This window comes from Sphingobacterium zeae (genome assembly GCF_030818895.1).
Taxonomy (GTDB): domain Bacteria; phylum Bacteroidota; class Bacteroidia; order Sphingobacteriales; family Sphingobacteriaceae; genus Sphingobacterium; species Sphingobacterium zeae.
The window spans coordinates 4325774-4343459 of record NZ_JAUTBA010000001.1 but is presented as its reverse complement, the minus strand read 5'-3'; the positions used below and the strand labels follow the sequence as shown (position 1 = coordinate 4343459).

Sequence of the window (17686 nt, the reverse complement as noted above, 5' to 3'; positions counted from 1 at the left end):
TATCAGTAAAAAATGAAAAGAAGAGAATTTATAGCCAAGGGGATTGTATCCTCTTTGGCTTTCACAATTGTCCCGCGCGTTGTGTTAGGCGGAAATGGATTTCTTGCACCAAGTGATCGTATCAATCTTGGATTTATCGGTGTCGGAAAACAATCCTACACTTTGATGAACGGGCTCAATCGCTGCAAGGAAATCGCAAGTCTGGCGGCCTGCGATGTGGACCGTAACAAGTTGGCCGCATTTATTGCTGCGACAGCGAAAAAGCAAACGGAATTGTCAAAAGCACAGACTGAGATCAAGGCCTACCACCATTATCGCGAACTATTGGATCGGAAAGATATTGATGCTGTTGTTATTGCAACACCAGATCACTGGCATGCGCAGGTTGCTGTTGATGCAGCTAAAGCCGGCAAAGATATTTATTGTGAGAAACCCCTGGCGCTTACCATTGCCGAGGGGAGAGCAATGGTTGATGCAACCCGCAAATATAAACGTGTCTTTCAGACAGGTAGCATGCAGCGTTCTTCCTATAATTTTAGACAAGCCGCAGAACTGGTTCTCAATGGCTATATCGGCAAAATAAAAGAAATTAATGTGTCTGTGGGCGAACCGGTCAAACAATGCGACCTACCAGCTATGCCAGCACCGGATTATTTGGATTGGGATATGTGGGTAGGACCTTCACCTTACCGCGGTTATAACCCGATTTTAAGCCCACCGCTTGAGGATGATAAATGGGCTTGGTGGCGTGGTTACCGTGATTTCGGTGGTGGTTATATTACCGATTGGGGAGCACATATGTTTGATATTGTGCAATGGGCATTGGGCATGGACGAATCTGGCCCGGTGCAATTCAATCCACCTAAAGCAGCAAATAGCAATAGCGGGCTTTCCTTTAACTATGCCAATGGAGTTCGGGTAAACCATGTGCAATGGGGCGTACATAATGCGATTCAATTTATTGGTGAAAAAGGTAAGATTGAGGTAAGCCGCGAATTTATCCGTTCGAATCCCGAGAATTTGGCCAATCTTAAATTGAGCTCCACAGATCGTCGCCTGTATTACAGTGATAACCACTATCAGGATTGGGTAGACGCGATCAAAAAAAGAAATAAGCCGATCTGTGATGTTGAAATAGGCCATCGAACGAGCTCTGTTTGCAATGCCATTAACATAGCGTATGAACTTCAAAAGGATTTAAAATGGAATCCACAAAAGGAACAGTTCGACAATGATTATGCTAACCTCATGCGTAGCCGCCCTTATCGCGGAGAATGGGATTTTAGAAAGTTCTAATCAAGAAAATGGTCGACTACTGATAAAAACAGGCTTAGCATATGTGCTAAGCCTGTTTTGTTTATAGATCAATATTTCTCCAACAATGTAGACTTGTATTTAAAATAAAGAGGACAAAAAGAAAATTTGCTATTCTGGATAGATAATTGCTTTATTTGTATCCAACAATTATTACATTCGAACAGCAAAGGGAATCTTGATATGTCGCAATTAACAATAGTAGATCTGGCCAAAAAACTCGGCTTGTCAAAATCGACCGTTTCCCGTGCATTTCGGGATAACGAGGATATTAATCCGGCGACAAAAGCCCGTATTTTGGCCATGGCCGAAGAAATCGGTTTTTCGCCGAATGTCTATGCGAGTAGTCTGAAAGCGAATAAAAGTCTGACGATTGCGATTATTATTCCCGAATTTGGTAATAAATTTTTCTCGCAGGCCATCAAAGGAATCGAGGCAGTGGCACGCTCTAAGGGCTATCATACCTTGATTTACGTGACGGATCATCAGGTACAAAATGAAGCTTCCATCGTGCGCTCGCTGGCTAATGGACGAGTGGATGGCGTGATCATTTCGGCTTCGGGTGAGGGAAAAGACCATTCGCATTTGCAGCTGTTGGCGGAAAGGGGAATACCGGTCATGTTCTTTGACCGTGCATACGACGATTGGAAGGGGGGATATATTACGGGGAATGACTTTGATTCGGCTTACCAGGCTACGAAGCACTTGATTGATAATGCCTGTAAACGGATTGCTTACCTCGCCATCAATCCTCATGTTTCGATTGGTAAGGTGCGTAAAGACGGGTACGAAAAAGCTTTGCGGGAGGCGGGAATACCGATTAGGCCCGAGCTTATTTTGGATACCGTCAATGATGCCGATCAGAATATGAAAGATATCGCCAGCTTGATCGAAAAGGAAAAACCCGATGCCATTTTTGCTTCAGTAGAACGTCTCGCTATTTCGAGTATACGGGTGGCCAAGCAGCTCGCAATTCGTATTCCTGAAGACCTCAAAATCATTTGTTTTTCTTGTTTGGATATCGCCGATCTGATCGACCCAGCACTGAGCGTAGTGAAACAACCTGCCTACGAAATGGGCCAATTGGTAACAAAATACCTGTTAGATAAAATGGATGATCCAACAAATGAAAAGTTTGCTAATTCGGTTTACCTTGATTCCCAGCTTATTTTTCAAAAATCTAGCCTCAAATAAGAAAAAAAATATTTGTTTTTTGTAATCCCATTATTTAGCTTTGATTACTTTCGGGAACATTCCCGAAAATATTTAAATAATCAATTTGTATAAAATATTGGATAGGGAAATCCAGCAAATCGCAACAGGCGATTTCTTTTTACCTTGATTTCGGGAACGTTCCCAATATCAAATTCCAAGTAAAGCTAATTATCGATGGGGAAGCATATCTCTCGTTTAATAGGGTATCTCTGGGTGATTGTCCTATTATCATCATGTGCAAATAAGAAAGATATCGTGGATGTCGAGCAACCACCTGTTATTGAACAGCAGGGGACTGGTTTGGTGAATCTTTCTGCTCCATTTATCTTTTGGGATAAGGAAATCACCTTGCAATTTGATCTTTCGAAAGGAAATGCAGCGTTAAAAGGTAGCACCGCCGACCTGTATCTACACGCGGGGTTGATTCCTGTCCATGGGGGGAGCTGGCAGCATGTAGCGACAGACTGGTCAAAGAATGACAACGCTTATAAACTTAAATTTGTTTCTGCTGGTTTATATACATTTACATTTACGCCTTCCACATTCTTTAATCTGTCAAATGCTTTGGAATTTGGTCAGTTGGCACTTTTAGTGCGTAATGGTGATGGATCGCTCGTCCAACGAAATAAAAATAATTCAGATTTATTTCTGCCTTTCGTGGCGAGTAACATGCAAGCAATTCGTTTTGTGTCGCCTACGCTGCAACCCACAGATCCAATGACCACTGAGCAGATGTACACCGTTGGCGATAACCTGAAGCTAAAATTACAGGCAACGCAGTCCGGAAAAATCAGTGTCTGGGACAATGGTATATTGCTGGCTGAATCTTCTGCTGCACTGTCTTTAGAAAAATCTGTTAGTCTACAAAGCAACGGCCTTCATGAGCTCGAAGCCCGCTTGGAAGCTGATGGCAAGGTATATTCCAGTAAAGTGGAGCTATTTGTAGAATCAAAAGCTACCATTGCTGCCCTCCCGATAGGTATCAATCCAAACGGAACAACCATAAACAGGGAAAAAGGGGAGGTCAGTTTTGCGCTCACAGCACCACTGAAAAAAAGTGTATATCTGTTAGGTGGGTTTAACAACTATAAAGCATTACCAGCCTATGCGATGAGCCAGACTCCAGATGGCAAAACCTGGTGGGTAACGGTATCGAATCTGGATTTCTCCAAAAAACAGACTTATCAGTTTTTGGTGGATGGCCAATTGGCTATCGCTGATCCCTATGCTGAACTGATTCTTGATCCGCAGAATGATGCTGCACTTGGGCTTACAGCAGCGGCTGTACCCGCTTATCCCGCAGCTGCGCATGGTATTGTCGGCGTATTGGATCTTTCCACAAAGGCTTATACCTGGAAAACAACTGCTTTTAATAGACCTGCTCAAGGTGATTTGGTGATCTATGAACTGTTGGTCCGCGATTTTGTCAAACAGCATCAATATACTACACTCAAGGATTCTTTGTCTTATTTAAAAAGGCTGGGTGTAAATGCCGTTGAGCTAATGCCTGTACAGGAATCGGAAGGGAATTCGACTTGGGGATACAATCCTTCATTCCACCGGGCATTGGATAAATACTACGGCTTGAAAAATGACCTGAAAGCCTATGTCGATGCCTGTCACGAAAATGGTATTGCCGTGATTTTGGACGTTGTTTTTAATCACGCATTTGGTCAGTCGCCGCTTGTACAGCTTTATATGGAGCAGGGCAACGTCGCTGGCAATAATCCTTGGTTCAATACGGTTGCCAAGCATCCGTTTAATGTTGGATTCGACTTTAACCACGAAAGTAGTTATACGCAGACTTTCGTTAAAGATGTCTTGACCTATTGGATGCAAGAATACAAGATCGATGGCTTCCGCTTTGACTTGTCTAAAGGTTTTACCCAGAAAAATTCAGGCACTTCAGAAAGTGATTTAAGCGCTTGGAATGCCTATGATGCTTCCCGTGTGGCGATCTTAAAGCAATACCAGCAGCATATTCGGAGTATAGATCCTTCTTGTTATATCATTCTCGAGCATCTTGGCGGTGATCAGGAAGAAATGGAGCTGGCGCAATCGGGTATGTTGCTCTGGAATAATATGAATCATGTCTTCAACGAAGCGGCGATGGGATGGAATGCCAATAATGGCTCGGATCTCGGTCGTTTGTTTGCCTCAAATCATGGGATGGTGCAACCTTCTTTTGTGTCCTATATGGAAAGTCACGACGAACAGAGACTCTTGTTCAAGTGCCTCAATTATGGAAATTCATCCGGTAACTATAATATCAAGAATCTCGGTACAGCATTAAAACGCTTGGAACAAGCGGCGGTATTTTTATTGACTTCGCCTGGACCTAAGATGATCTGGCAGTTTGGTGAATATGGCTATGATGTGTCTATCGATGAAAATGGACGGACAGGTGAAAAACCATTATTATGGAGTTATCTGCAGCAAGATGATCGCAAAAAACTTTTTGAGACCTATGCGAAACTCACCCGTTTCAAAACCAAAAATAGCATTTTCCAAAACGGGACGATTGTTACATCGGCTATGAAAGATGCCGTTAAATATTTCGTGCTGGAAAAGGATGGACAACAAGTAGGGGTACTTGGCAATTTTGGAGTAGAAAGTGTGGAATTTACATTGCCACAAGCACTGCAGGGACAGTGGGTGGACAATTTTACGGGAAAAGAGCTCAACTGGCTCAGTCAGTCAAAATTGAGCCTTTTGCCTGGACAATACCAATTGATAAGCAAAACAAAACTAAATAAATAAACAGTTATTTTATGAACAAACAGCTATCACGTCCATTTTGGGCTCTGAGCATGCTACTCGGCGTAAGTGCTTCGGCATTTGCCCAACAGGCAACGCTAAAGGGGCGAGTAATGGACCAGAAGGGGAGTTCCTTGGTCGGTGCTACACTGCGCTTCGAGGATATTCAAAAATCACTGTCTACCAATGCGAATGGGGATTTTAGCTTGGATAGACTACAAACGGGGAAATTACGCCTGCGAGTCAGCATGGTCGGATACGAGAGCCTGGACACCTTAATCCAAATCAGCGATGGGCAGAATCCGTTAAACCTCTACCTTAAATCCAATACCAGCGCACTGGAAGAAGTTGTTGTGATCGGTTATGGTACACAAAAGAAAAGTGACCTGACGGGGTCAATCAGCACGGTGAGTTCTAAGGATTTTCAAAAAGGACAGATCTCCTCTCCCGAGCAACTCATTATGGGGAAAGTTCCGGGCGTACAGATTACAACAAGTGGGGGGCAGCCAGGCGCAGGAAGTACAATCCGGATCCGTTCCGGCGCTTCACTGAATGCCAGTAACGATCCATTGATCGTCGTGGATGGGATTCCTTTGGCTGGTGGCTCGGTATCTGGGGTAGCGAATCCATTAAGTTTGATTAACCCAAATGATATCGAGACATTTACCATCTTGAAAGATGCCAATGCAACGGCAATTTATGGATCGCGTGCATCGAATGGTGTCATCTTAATCACCACCAAAAAAGGCAGCCGCTCAGGAACACAGATCAACTTCTCTACACAGAACTCCTTGGCGACTGTGGCCAATAAAGTAAAACTGCTTAACGCGGATCAAATCCGCGATTATGTCAATACCAATGGCAGTGATGCCATGAAAAAATTGTTGGGAACAGCAAATACCGATTGGCAGGATGTGATTTATGGCAATGCCTTTACTACGGACAATAATGTTAACATTGCTTCCAGAGCTGGTAATATGCCTTACCGTATTTCTGCTGGTTATATGAATCAGGACGGTGTGCTGAAAAATGATAACTTAAAACGGACCACCGCGGCATTGGCCTTGACACCGAAATTTCTGGACAATCACCTTTCGCTGGATGTGAATGTACGTGGTACCTGGTCGAAATCGAAATTTGCTACGCAAGATGCGATCGGGTCAGCGATTCAGTTCGATCCCACCCAACCTGTTTATGTCGATGATAAGGATAGTTTTGGCGGATATTATGAGTGGGTTCAGGGCGGGAAACCCAATCCAAATGCACCTCGAAATCCTTTGGCCTTATTGGATCTGCGCAAAGATAATGGCGATGTTTTCAGAAGCATTGGAAATGCAAAAGTGGATTATAGTTTTCATTTCCTTCCCGAGTTACACGCCAACTTAAACGTCGGCTACGATCTGGCGCGTTCAAAAGGGAATACATTTACGCCGGCTATTGCTGCACGTAATTTCAATGAAGGTGGTGAAAGGACGCAATATAAAACCGATATCAACAATAAAACACTCGAGTTTTATCTAAAGTATGATAAAGAATTACCTACAATCAAAAGTACGATAGACGCGACACTTGGGTATGGTTACTATAAAAATAGTAGTAAAGTATACAATTTTAACCGTACAAATGCCGAAGGTGATAAGATCTTAAATGAACCAACGCGGCCTTTTGATAAACCCGAAAACCTGTTGATCTCCTATTACGGACGTCTGATCTATACCTACGACAACCGTTATGTCCTTTCTGGAACCTTGCGGACAGATGGTTCTTCCCGTTTTAGCCCGGACAACCGCTGGGGATATTTCCCTTCTGTCGGTTTTACCTGGCGCGCGAAAAATGAAGGCTTTTTAAAAGAAATAGCTGCGGTTTCGGAGTTGAAACTTCGTTTAAGTTATGGAAAGACAGGTCAGCAAGACGGTATTGCCAACTATTCTTATTTGCCTAATTACACCATCAGTGGTAATGAATCCATGTATCGATTTGGTAATGAGTATTATTACCTGAATTCGCCGGTCGCCTACGATCAAGATATCCGCTGGGAGAGTACAACGACCTACAATGCTGGAGTTGATTTTGGTTTCGCTAACAATCTATTCTATGGTAGCATAGACTACTATTCGAAAAAGACCAAGGACCTGCTCAGTACCATTCCAGTTCCTGTAGGATCAAACTTTAGCAACTTTTTGTTGACGAATGTCGGTAATATGGAGAATCAGGGTCTGGAGTTTAACCTGCATTACGTTCCGGTAAAAACAGAAAATTCGTCGTTGGATCTTGGTTTCAATGTGACTTATAATAGAAGCAAAGTGACCAACCTGACGCAGAGCGATGATCCAAACTTTATCGTGGAGACCGGTAGTATTCGTGGTGGAACAGGGGGGAATATCCAGGCACATAAGGTGAATTTCATGCCCAATAGTTTCAATGTGTTCCAGCAGGTATATGATGAACAGGGGCATCCTGTCGAAGGGGTCTATGTTGACCGCAATGGCGACGGCGTGATCAGCGATAACGACCGTTACCTATACAAATCACCTTTACCGAAATACCTTTTGGGTTTTACGGCGGCATACAGTTACAAAAAATGGTCGGCAAGCACCGTATTGCGCGCAAGTTTGGATAATTATGTGTACGACAATGTTTCATCCAACCTAGGCAGTGGCGCGAACATCAACGATCAGGCGGTTTTGGTGATCAACAATGCTCCGGTGGATTTTTTGAATACCAATTTTCTACTCAAGCAGTTACGAAGTGATTATTACATCAAAAATGCGTCATTCTTGAAAATGGATAATGTCAATCTGAGTTATAACCTCGGAAAATTTATTCGGAACAGCAAAGCTTCGATGTCTATTTCTGCCACTGTACAAAATGTATTTACCATCACCAAGTACAAAGGAGTTGATCCAGAAATATCCAATGGTATAGACGACCGTTTCTATCCAAGACCAAGAACTTATGTATTGGGTGTAAATGTGAGTTTTTAAATGATATAACAATGAAAAAATTAAATAAATATATAGGCGCTTGCCTGCTCGCCATCGCATTGAGCAGCTGCCACAAGGATTTGGATTTAAAGCCGACTAATGATGTCACCGCAGATATTGCTTATAAAGATTTTAAAGGTTATACCTCATCATTTGCAAGGTTGTATGGATCATTGACTTTAACGAGCACATCGGGGCCGAATAATACAGACTTAGGTGGTTTAGATGCCGGAACATCGGATTTTTTACGTCTTTTTTGGAATGCGCAAGAACTTACTACCGATGAAGCTGCTTGCGCCTGGCTTAATGACCCGGGAATTAGTGGTTTGGATTACCTAAATTTTGACGATAGCAATCCCATGCTCCGCGGTCTTTACACGCGTTGTGTCTACAGTGCTACCCTTGTCAATGAATTTTTAAGAGAGAGCACGGATGCTAAATTGGCCGAACGCGGTATTTCAGATGCCGACAAAAAAGAGATCGCTTATTATCGTGCCGAAGCAAGATTCTTACGTGCTTACAACTATTGGGTTCTACTTGATCTATTCGGAAATCCACCTTTTGTAACCGAAGAAACTTCAGTAGGCAAAGTATCACCGCCACAGATCAAACGACCTGAGCTTTTCGCGTATGTGGAGAAAGAACTGCTGGAGGTTGCTGGTCAGCTCAAAGGTGCCAAACAGAATGTTTATGGTCGTGTGGACCAAGTAGCGGCATGGGGGCTATTGGCTCGTTTATACCTCAACGCTGAAATTTACCTGGGGGCCGGTAATAAGAAATATACCGAAGCCATCACGTATTCAGAAAAGGTATTGAACTCGGGCTATAGCTTAGGGACAAATTACCGGGAGCTCTTCTATGCAGATAATGATGTGAACAACCCAGAATTTATTTTTTATCTGCCTTACGATGGAACCAAAACACAGAGCAAGGGGGGAACGACTTATCTAATCAATGCAGCTATCGACGCGACCATGAATCCCACTTCTTTTGGTGTGCCTGGCGGCGGTTGGGCGGGAAATCGAACGCGTGACAATATCGCAACCATTTTCGGTGACTACTCCGGAGCAACGGACAAAAGGGCAATGTTTCACTTAAATACAAGCGTAAAAATAGAAGATATCGCTGTCTATAAGCAGGGGTTGGCAGTTACTAAATTCCGTAATGTGAACAAAGACGGAAAAACTGCTCCTCCAGCAGCTGAAGGTTTTGTAGCATCGGTGGACTTTCCATTAATTCGATTGGCAGAGATGAACCTGATTTACGCCGAAGCAACTTTACGAGGTGGCTCCGGTGGTAACGTGGCTAAAGCATTGGATTACGTCAACAAGTTGCGTGTACGTGCCTATGGCAACAACAGTGGGAATTTGGCAAACCTCTCGCTAGATGATGTACTCAACGAGCGTGTGAAAGAGCTGTATTGGGAAGGGTTTAGACGTTCAGATTTAATTCGGTACGGCAAATTTACGGGCGATAATTACCTCTGGCCTTTTAAAGGTGGTGTGTTAGCCGGTCAAGCTGTTCCAGCCTATAGAACACTGTTCCCGCTTCCGGCTTCAGATATAATCGCGAACTCCAATCTTGTACAGAATCCCGGCTATAATTAATCAGCATCGGAAAAGGAGAATTTATTCCAATGAAAGACGAATCTACAACTCCTTATTGAGTTTGGATGCGGTAAGCTTCTTCTGATCGATGTGGCATACCTGTACTAAGAAATTGTTGACAGATGAAACCGAGCAATACATATTGGTCGGCGCACAGGACGGTGAATATTAGCCTGAGCTTTCATCAGCTATTGAAAACAAAATAAAACAGATGAAAACTAGACACTATCTCGGAATCATGCTGCTGTTTATAGCGCTATTCCAAAGTTGTAAAAAAGACGAAACGCGGGCCATATTGGCTAGTGATGAAGGTATAAAGCCAGCGACTTTAAGCCTTGATAAAAATAATGTAACCCTGTCTAAAGATAATGCAAAGGACACGGTACTGCACTTAACTATGATTCAGCCTGACTTTGGTTTTCAGGCGGCAGTAACCAACGTACTCCAGTTTGGACTTAAGGGGGACAATTTTAAAACAGTAAAAGAAGTTGTTATTCCGAGCGGTCGGACAACAGTTGGTTTTACAGGTTATGAATTGAATAGCTACTTACTTTCTCTTGGTGTTCCGACAGGAACGGCTTCTGACTTTGATGTACGGCTGAAGTCAAGTATCAATGCTAAAATTACGGTCGTGTTTTCGGCTTTGGCAAGCCTGAAAGCAGTTCCCTTTGCTTCAACCAGCTATCTGTATGTTCCAGGCGCTTATCAGGGATGGGATCCGGCTACTGCAGAGTCGTTAGTCTCCCCAACAAGTAACGGTATCTATACAGGCATTATCTTATTTCCGGAAGTGAATTCAGAATTTAAGATTACAACTGAACGCAATTGGGCGAATTCTTATGGACAAACTGCCGATGGTAAAATTGCATTTAATGGCGGTGGAAATATAAAAGCGCCGCGTGCGGGTAATCTGGAAATCGAGGTCAACACAACTGCAAATACCATTTCATTTAAAGATCACAACTGGGGCATTATTGGTAGTGCCACGCCGAAGGGTTGGGATGCCGATACAGATATGAAGTTTGACAATGCCAACCAGGTATGGAAGCTCACAGTGAGCTTGACGGCAGGAGAGATCAAATTCCGTAAAAATCACGATTGGGGAACCAATTTTGGCGGGGCAAATGGAACTTTAGCGGCTGGTGGTGCCAATATCGCGGTTGCCAGTGCCGGTACCTACACTATTGTCGTGGATTTCAATGCAAATACCTATACGCTGACAAAGAAATAGCAAATGATGTTTAAAATAAATAAAAATATTACCACAGTAATCGTGGCGCTAACAGTGCTTGGATGGAGCCCCTTATTGGGGCAATCCATTCAACGTGTAGAACCTTTAAACTGGTGGGTAGGCATGGAAAATCCAACCTTGCAGCTTGTCGTCTATGGACCCCAGATCGGGAAAAGTGAGGTGCAAGTGGAGGATAAAGGAATAGAATTGGTAAAAATCAATCGGGTGGAAAATCCCAATTACCTGTTTTTGGATGTCAAGGTGGCTGCTTCGGCCCAACCGGGATGGTCAACTTTTACCTTTCGTCAAGGAAAGAAAAAACTGACTTATCGTTATGAGTTGAAGCAAAGAGATCAAAAAGTAAAAGCGCAAGGAGTAAACAGTGCCGATTTGATCTATCTGATTATGCCTGATCGTTTTGCCAATGGAAATAAGGCAAATGATCAAGTGAAAGGTATGTTGGATATGAGCTTGAACCGGGATTCAATGTACTTACGTCATGGTGGCGATTTGGAAGGTATTATCGGGAAACTGGATTACCTGCAAGATCTTGGTGTTACATCTTTGTGGCTGACTCCCGTGTTGACCAATGACATGCCACAGGCCTCGTACCATGGTTATGCCAATACCGAAACATATCATATAGACCCTCGCTTTGGCAGCAATGACACTTATGTGCAATTAGGCGAACAGCTCCACCGGCGTCAGATGAAATTGATTTTTGATGTGGTGCCCAATCATATTGGAAGTTATCATTGGACGGTGAAAGACAAACCGATGGCAGACTGGCTCAACGAATGGCCTTCCTATACGCAGACATCCTACAAAGACCAGACTGTTTTTGATCCTTATGCCTCGGCAGATGACAAAAAGAAAATGGTCAAAGGTTGGTTTGTTCCCACCATGCCCGATATGAACGAACAGAATCCATACGTTCAAAATTACCTGACCCAAAGCCATATCTGGTGGATAGAGACCGCAGCAATAGACGGATTCCGAATAGATACCTATCCGTACAATGATCTGGATTTTATGGCTAAATGGACCGATCGCATTTTGCAGGAGTATCCAAAGTTTACCTTTTTTGGGGAGACATGGGTACACGGGGTTGCCAATCAGGCTTATTTTCTGGGCGGAAAACGAGTTGGTCAGGACGTGGATTCCAAGCTGATGGGCGTAACCGATTTTCAGCTTAATTATGCCATAGGTGATGCGCTCAACCAAAAGACAGAATGGACTGCCGGAGCCAATAAATTATATTCGACCCTGGCCTCAGATTTTCTATATCCACATCCAGAGCAAAATGTGCTTTTTTTGGATAACCACGATAAGGATCGTTTTTTCTCCGTTGTAGGCGAAAACGTGCAGAAATATAAATCAGCAATGGCTTGGCTTATGACAACAAGGGGTATCCCACAGTTGTACTATGGAGCTGAAATTCTGATGAAGAATTTCTCTAATCCCGACGGCTTGCTAAGGGAAGACTTTCAGGGTGGTTTTATAGGTGACAAATCGAATAAATTTACAGCTGACGGAAGAACGAAAGCCGAGCAGGATATGTGGAACTATGTGCAGACCTTAGCCAATTACCGAAAACAACATACCGTTCTGCAAACCGGTAAAACGATGCAATATGTGCCCGAAGATGGCGTATATGTTTATTTCCGTTACAACGAAAAGCAAACTGTTATGGTCGTGATGAATTGCAATGATGTCGCGAAGGAACTTAAACTCGATCGCTTTAGGGAACGAAATAACCAGGTGAAGTCCTATTTCGATATTATTCAAAAGCAAGAGACCAATCCAGTTGACCATAGCTTGAAGTTGGACGCTTACGAGACTAAAGTGTTTGAGCTTAAGTTTTAACACAATTTAAAATTCTATAGAATTCATTTTTCGATGATTAATTATAATACTGTAAAAGCCGTAATATTTGATTTGGACGGTGTGTTGGTGGATACGGCGGTCTACCATTTTCAAGCCTGGCATAGATTGGCAGAAGGCTTGGGTTATTCGTTTTCTCTTGTTGACAACGAACAGCTGAAAGGGGTCAGTCGCATTGAATCCCTCGAGCTTATTTTAAAATGGGCGGGGGCGAAAATATCCGATGCTGAAAAAGCGGATTTGCTGTCACTTAAAAACAAATGGTACTTGGAGCTGATTGAACAACTCAGCCCTGACCACTTGCTTTCAGGTAGTTTAGATCTATTAGAAAAACTCCAGAAAAAGGGGATTAAGATTGCATTGGGGTCAGCCAGCAAGAACGCGATGGGCATCCTTGAAAAAACGGGGATTATCAGCTATTTCGACGCATTGATTGATGGAAATGTGGTTCAACTGTCTAAACCTAATCCAGCAGTTTTCCTGAAGGGAGCTGAGGCTTTGGGAATTGAACCGGCATGCTGTCTCGTGCTGGAAGATGCTCAAGCCGGAATAGATGCGGCAAGGGCAGCCGGCATGCAGGTGATAGGGATTGGGCAGGCTGAACATCTTAACGGAGCAGATTTAGTGGTAGCCGATTTAGGAGCCTTAGTCGATAAATTTTAGGAGCAATTCAAGTGATGGAAGCAAGGCGTAGATCATATTGGCAAAGAAGACCAGAATGATTGAGGCAGAGTATCCGTCGCGCATTGAAAAAAATATAAAGATGAAAACATATATCAAACATAACCCTTGGCAAATTATCGAAGACACCTTTCGTCCCGAACATAATGAATTTTCGGAAAGTATCTTCGCTATTGGTAATGGTCGGATGGGGCAGAGGGCTAATTTTGAAGAAGAATTCAGCGGGAAAACGTTACAGGGATCTTACTTAGCGGGTATTTATTATCCTGACAAAACACGCGTAGGCTGGTGGAAAAATGGGTATCCCGAATATTTCGCCAAGGTCATCAATTCCATCGATTGGATAGGCCTACATATTCTAGTGAATGGGCAGGTTCTCGACCTAAACAAAGTTGCGGTCAAATCTTTTGAACGTCGCCTGGATATGCAAAATGGGGTTTTATACCGCAGTTTTATCGTGGAAATGCCCGATGGGGCACAGTTGAAGGTTGAAGCAAGCCGGATGTATCATCTGTTTGCTTCGGAAACAGCTTCATTACAGTACAACATACAGGCACTTTCCGGTCCGATTGCTTTGGAGGTCCGTTCGCATTTAAATGCTGAAGTTGTCAATCGAGACAGTAACTACGACGAGCAATTTTGGGAAAGCACAGCGCAGGGAAGAGATGGTGAAAATACCTTTGTGGCGGCGCGTACCAAGAAAACTGGCTTTGAGGTGTACGCCCTGCTTACAACTACCGTGACAGGACCTACAGCCGTTGTCGAAGTGCAAGATACGGTGACAAGTCGAGGCTGTATAGCAGAAATTTATAAGACCGAGCTAACCGAATCTCAAATTTGTTGTGTTGAAAAGCGAGTTTCCATTGTTACATCACAGAACCATGTGTCGGCAGAGCTAGAAGTGGCTGCTTCGGTCAATTTACATAAGCTAGATGCACTGAGCTATGAGCAACTAAAGGAGAAACAAGCAGCAGCTTGGCAAGCGATCTGGGCAGAAAGTGACATTGAAATCAGTGGTGATGTTGCTGCGCAGCAGGCTATACGCTATAATATATTTCAGCTCAACCAGACCTATACCGGCGAAGATGAGCGACTCAATATTGGTCCGAAAGGTTTTACCGGAGAAAAATATGGCGGTGTCACCTATTGGGATACTGAAGCTTATTGTATTCCTTTTTACCTCGCAACACAATCTCCAAATATTGCGCGTAACTTGTTGATTTATCGTCATCAGCAATTGGATAAAGCCATTGAAAATGCCGCTAAGCTTGGCTTTACCAATGGAGCTGCACTTTATCCCATGGTGACGATTAATGGTGAGGAATGCCATAATGAATGGGAAATTACGTTTGAGGAAATTCATCGCAATGGAGCTATTGCATTTGCGATCTATAACTATGTCCGTTACACCGGTGATCAGGATTACATCTGGTCGCACGGCTTGGAAGTCTTGGTTGCGATAAGCCGATTCTGGGCACAGCGCGTTAATTGGAGCGCTGAGCGCCAGCAATATGTCATGTTGGGGGTGACGGGACCAAACGAGTATGAAAACAACGTGAACAACAACTGGTATACCAATCGGATTGCTTCCTGGTGCCTGGAATATACACTGGACTGTTTAAACAAGCTGGCGCAGCTGAGCTCCGACAATGCTGAGGCACTGAAAAAGTTAGCCATAGGAGCGGAGGAACAGGAAAAATGGCAGCATATTATCGATAACATGTATTATCCTTTTGATGCGCAGCGCGGGGTATTTCTCCAACAGGATGGTTTCCTCGACAAAGAGTTAATTCCTGTGGCCGAACTTGATCCGGCTCAACGACCGATCAACCAGCGTTGGAGCTGGGACAGGATTCTACGTTCCTGTTACATCAAGCAGGCCGACGTGCTGCAGGGCTTTTATTTTCTCGAAGACCAGTTTGATCTTGAGGCCTTAAGGCGACATTATGAATTTTATGAACCGTTTACGGTGCATGAAAGCTCGCTTTCTCCTTGCGTCCATGCGATATTGGCTGCTAAGTTGAATAAACCAGAAAAAGCCTATGAATTCTATCTGCGGACCTCGCGTTTGGATCTGGATGATTATAATAACGATACCGAAGACGGTTTACATATCACTTCCATGGCGGGTACCTGGATGACAATCGTAGAGGGCTTTGCAGGAATGCGGATTAAGGGAGGAAAACTGTATTTAAATCCGATGTTACCAAAAGAGTGGGAAGGGTATAAATTCCGTATCTTATTTCGCGGTGCGACCTTGTTGATTGCGGTACGGTCGGATGGATTTACGATCGAAAATGACAGTGACACTGCGGCCCATATCCAGACGGAGGCAGAAGCTTTCGTTCTGGCTGCACAAAGCAAAAAGCAGGTGTTTCAGGTTCGGTAAGCCCCTGTTTTCAGCAGCGTAAGAACCAATCTTATCCTGCTGAAAATAGGGATTAAGTGATAATTAAATTGTATTTTGTCTTAAATTTTGATAGCCTATTATGGGAAATAAACCTGAATTAAGTATTAGCCAGGTCATCAATATGAGTTTTGGGTTTTTGGGCATACAAATGGGGTTTGCCTTACAAAACGGCAATGCTTCCCGTATTCTACAGACATTTGGTGCTGATGTAGAACACCTGTCGCTGTTTTGGCTTGCGGCTCCGATTACGGGGATGATTGTGCAGCCAATTATCGGGCATTATAGCGATCGAACCTGGAATAAATTGGGGCGTCGTCGGCCTTATATTTTGGTGGGTGCACTGCTGACCACCATAACCCTGTTTTTGATGCCGAATGCAGCAGTATTTACCACATTGCTAGCACCACTTTGGATAGGAGCAGGACTATTAATGTTTATGGATGCTTCCATCAATGTGACAATGGAGCCCTTTAGAGCCTTAATTGGCGATAATCTACCGAGTAACCAACGTAGTCTTGGATTCTCCGTACAAACCTTTCTGATCGGTATTGGAGCCGTATTGGGATCGTTACTTCCCTTTATACTGACAAAATATTTTCATGTGCAGGGAACTTCCGAAGCTGGTCAGGTGCCAAACAATGTGATATATTCTTTTTATTTTGGTGGTTTTGTACTGCTTCTAACGGTGTTGTGGTCGGTGTTTAAAACGAAGGAATATACGCCACAGGAATTACGGTCATTTTCCGATACCATGGTGGTTGAACAGGAGACAGCGCCAAAATTTGGTTTGCGCGCTATTGCCAGCGATATTGGTAAGATGCCATTGATCATGCGCAAACTCGGTTGGGTTCAATTCTTTTCCTGGTTTGCCCTTTTTATGATGTGGGTATATACAACTCCTGCGATTGCAGATTCGGTTTTTTACCTGCGGGAAGGAAATCGGCAGGATCTTTATATGGAGGCGGCCAATTGGGTGGGCGTGCTTTTTGGTATTTACAATGGGGTATCGGCTCTATATGCTTTGTTTATTCCGCGGATAGCCAAACAGCTCGGGCGTGGAAAAACGCATGCGCTCGGCTTGTCTATTGGCGGACTTTCGTTGATTTCACTGTTTCTGATTAAAGATGCTAATCTGCTGATTCTTCCCATGATCGGTATTGGTATCGCTTGGGGAAGTATTTTAGCAATTCCGTATGCCATTTTAAGCGATCATTTGCCCGCTGGTAAAATGGGAGTTTATATGGGACTTTTCAATTTCTTCATTACGTTGCCTCAGATTGTGTGTGGTTTTTTTGGCGGAATGATTATCAAATATTTTTTTCATAGCCAATCCATTTACGGCTTGTTGTTGGCAGGCATATTTATGTTGCTGGCGGCATTCTTTGTTCCAAAGACTAAACGGTAAGGGCTTTATCGTAGACGTAGGCTAAACCCTCTACGTCTACGTTTTTTTCTTCGCTAGAGTCTTTCAATAAGATTTTCTAGCTTCTTGTATTTGTCCATGGTTCTTTCTTTACCTAGGGAAGATTTCTTTCTTTATCAAGGCCTATATTCTTTCGGCATCTCGGCAACAGTTGTTACGCCATTGGAGTAATCTTCTTCC

At 43.5% G+C, this 17686-nt stretch carries 10 protein-coding genes; all 10 read left to right on the top strand.

The window, feature by feature from the left end; translation table 11 throughout:
• Window positions 1-12 precede the first annotated feature (12 nt).
• The gene (locus tag QE382_RS18230) at window positions 13-1296 is read left to right on the top strand and encodes a Gfo/Idh/MocA family protein (protein WP_307187178.1); all 1284 of its coding nucleotides are present in this window, start codon (window positions 13-15) and stop codon (window positions 1294-1296) included.
• A gap of 201 nt (window positions 1297-1497) precedes the next feature.
• Window positions 1498-2508, top strand: a complete 1011-nt coding sequence (locus QE382_RS18225; protein WP_307187177.1) for a LacI family DNA-binding transcriptional regulator — start codon at window positions 1498-1500, stop codon at window positions 2506-2508.
• Window positions 2509-2703: 195 nt separating this feature from the next.
• Window positions 2704-5289: an alpha-amylase family glycosyl hydrolase gene (locus QE382_RS18220; RefSeq protein WP_307187176.1), complete on the top strand. Its 2586-nt coding sequence runs from the start codon at window positions 2704-2706 to the stop codon at window positions 5287-5289.
• Between the two features lie 11 nt (window positions 5290-5300).
• Complete coding sequence (locus QE382_RS18215; protein ID WP_307187175.1) at window positions 5301-8270, top strand: SusC/RagA family TonB-linked outer membrane protein; 2970 nt, start codon at window positions 5301-5303, stop codon at window positions 8268-8270.
• An 11-nt stretch (window positions 8271-8281) separates the two neighbouring features.
• Complete coding sequence (locus QE382_RS18210) at window positions 8282-9877, top strand: RagB/SusD family nutrient uptake outer membrane protein (RefSeq protein WP_307187174.1); 1596 nt, start codon at window positions 8282-8284, stop codon at window positions 9875-9877.
• A 211-nt stretch (window positions 9878-10088) separates the two neighbouring features.
• Window positions 10089-11108, top strand: coding sequence for a SusE domain-containing protein (locus QE382_RS18205; protein ID WP_307187173.1), 1020 nt, complete (start codon window positions 10089-10091; stop codon window positions 11106-11108).
• A gap of 3 nt (window positions 11109-11111) precedes the next feature.
• Window positions 11112-12974 carry a glycoside hydrolase family 13 protein gene (locus tag QE382_RS18200; RefSeq protein WP_307187172.1) on the top strand — a complete coding sequence of 621 codons (1863 nt, stop codon included), beginning with the start codon at window positions 11112-11114 and terminating at the stop codon, window positions 12972-12974.
• A gap of 33 nt (window positions 12975-13007) precedes the next feature.
• Window positions 13008-13655, top strand: a complete 648-nt coding sequence (gene pgmB, locus QE382_RS18195; RefSeq protein WP_293953481.1) for a beta-phosphoglucomutase — start codon at window positions 13008-13010, stop codon at window positions 13653-13655.
• A 100-nt stretch (window positions 13656-13755) separates the two neighbouring features.
• Window positions 13756-16062, top strand: a complete 2307-nt coding sequence (locus QE382_RS18190) for a family 65 glycosyl hydrolase domain-containing protein (RefSeq protein ID WP_307187171.1) — start codon at window positions 13756-13758, stop codon at window positions 16060-16062.
• A gap of 100 nt (window positions 16063-16162) precedes the next feature.
• The gene (locus QE382_RS18185) at window positions 16163-17488 is read left to right on the top strand and encodes an MFS transporter (RefSeq protein ID WP_307187170.1); all 1326 of its coding nucleotides are present in this window, start codon (window positions 16163-16165) and stop codon (window positions 17486-17488) included.
• The last annotated feature ends 198 nt before the right edge of the window (window positions 17489-17686 follow it).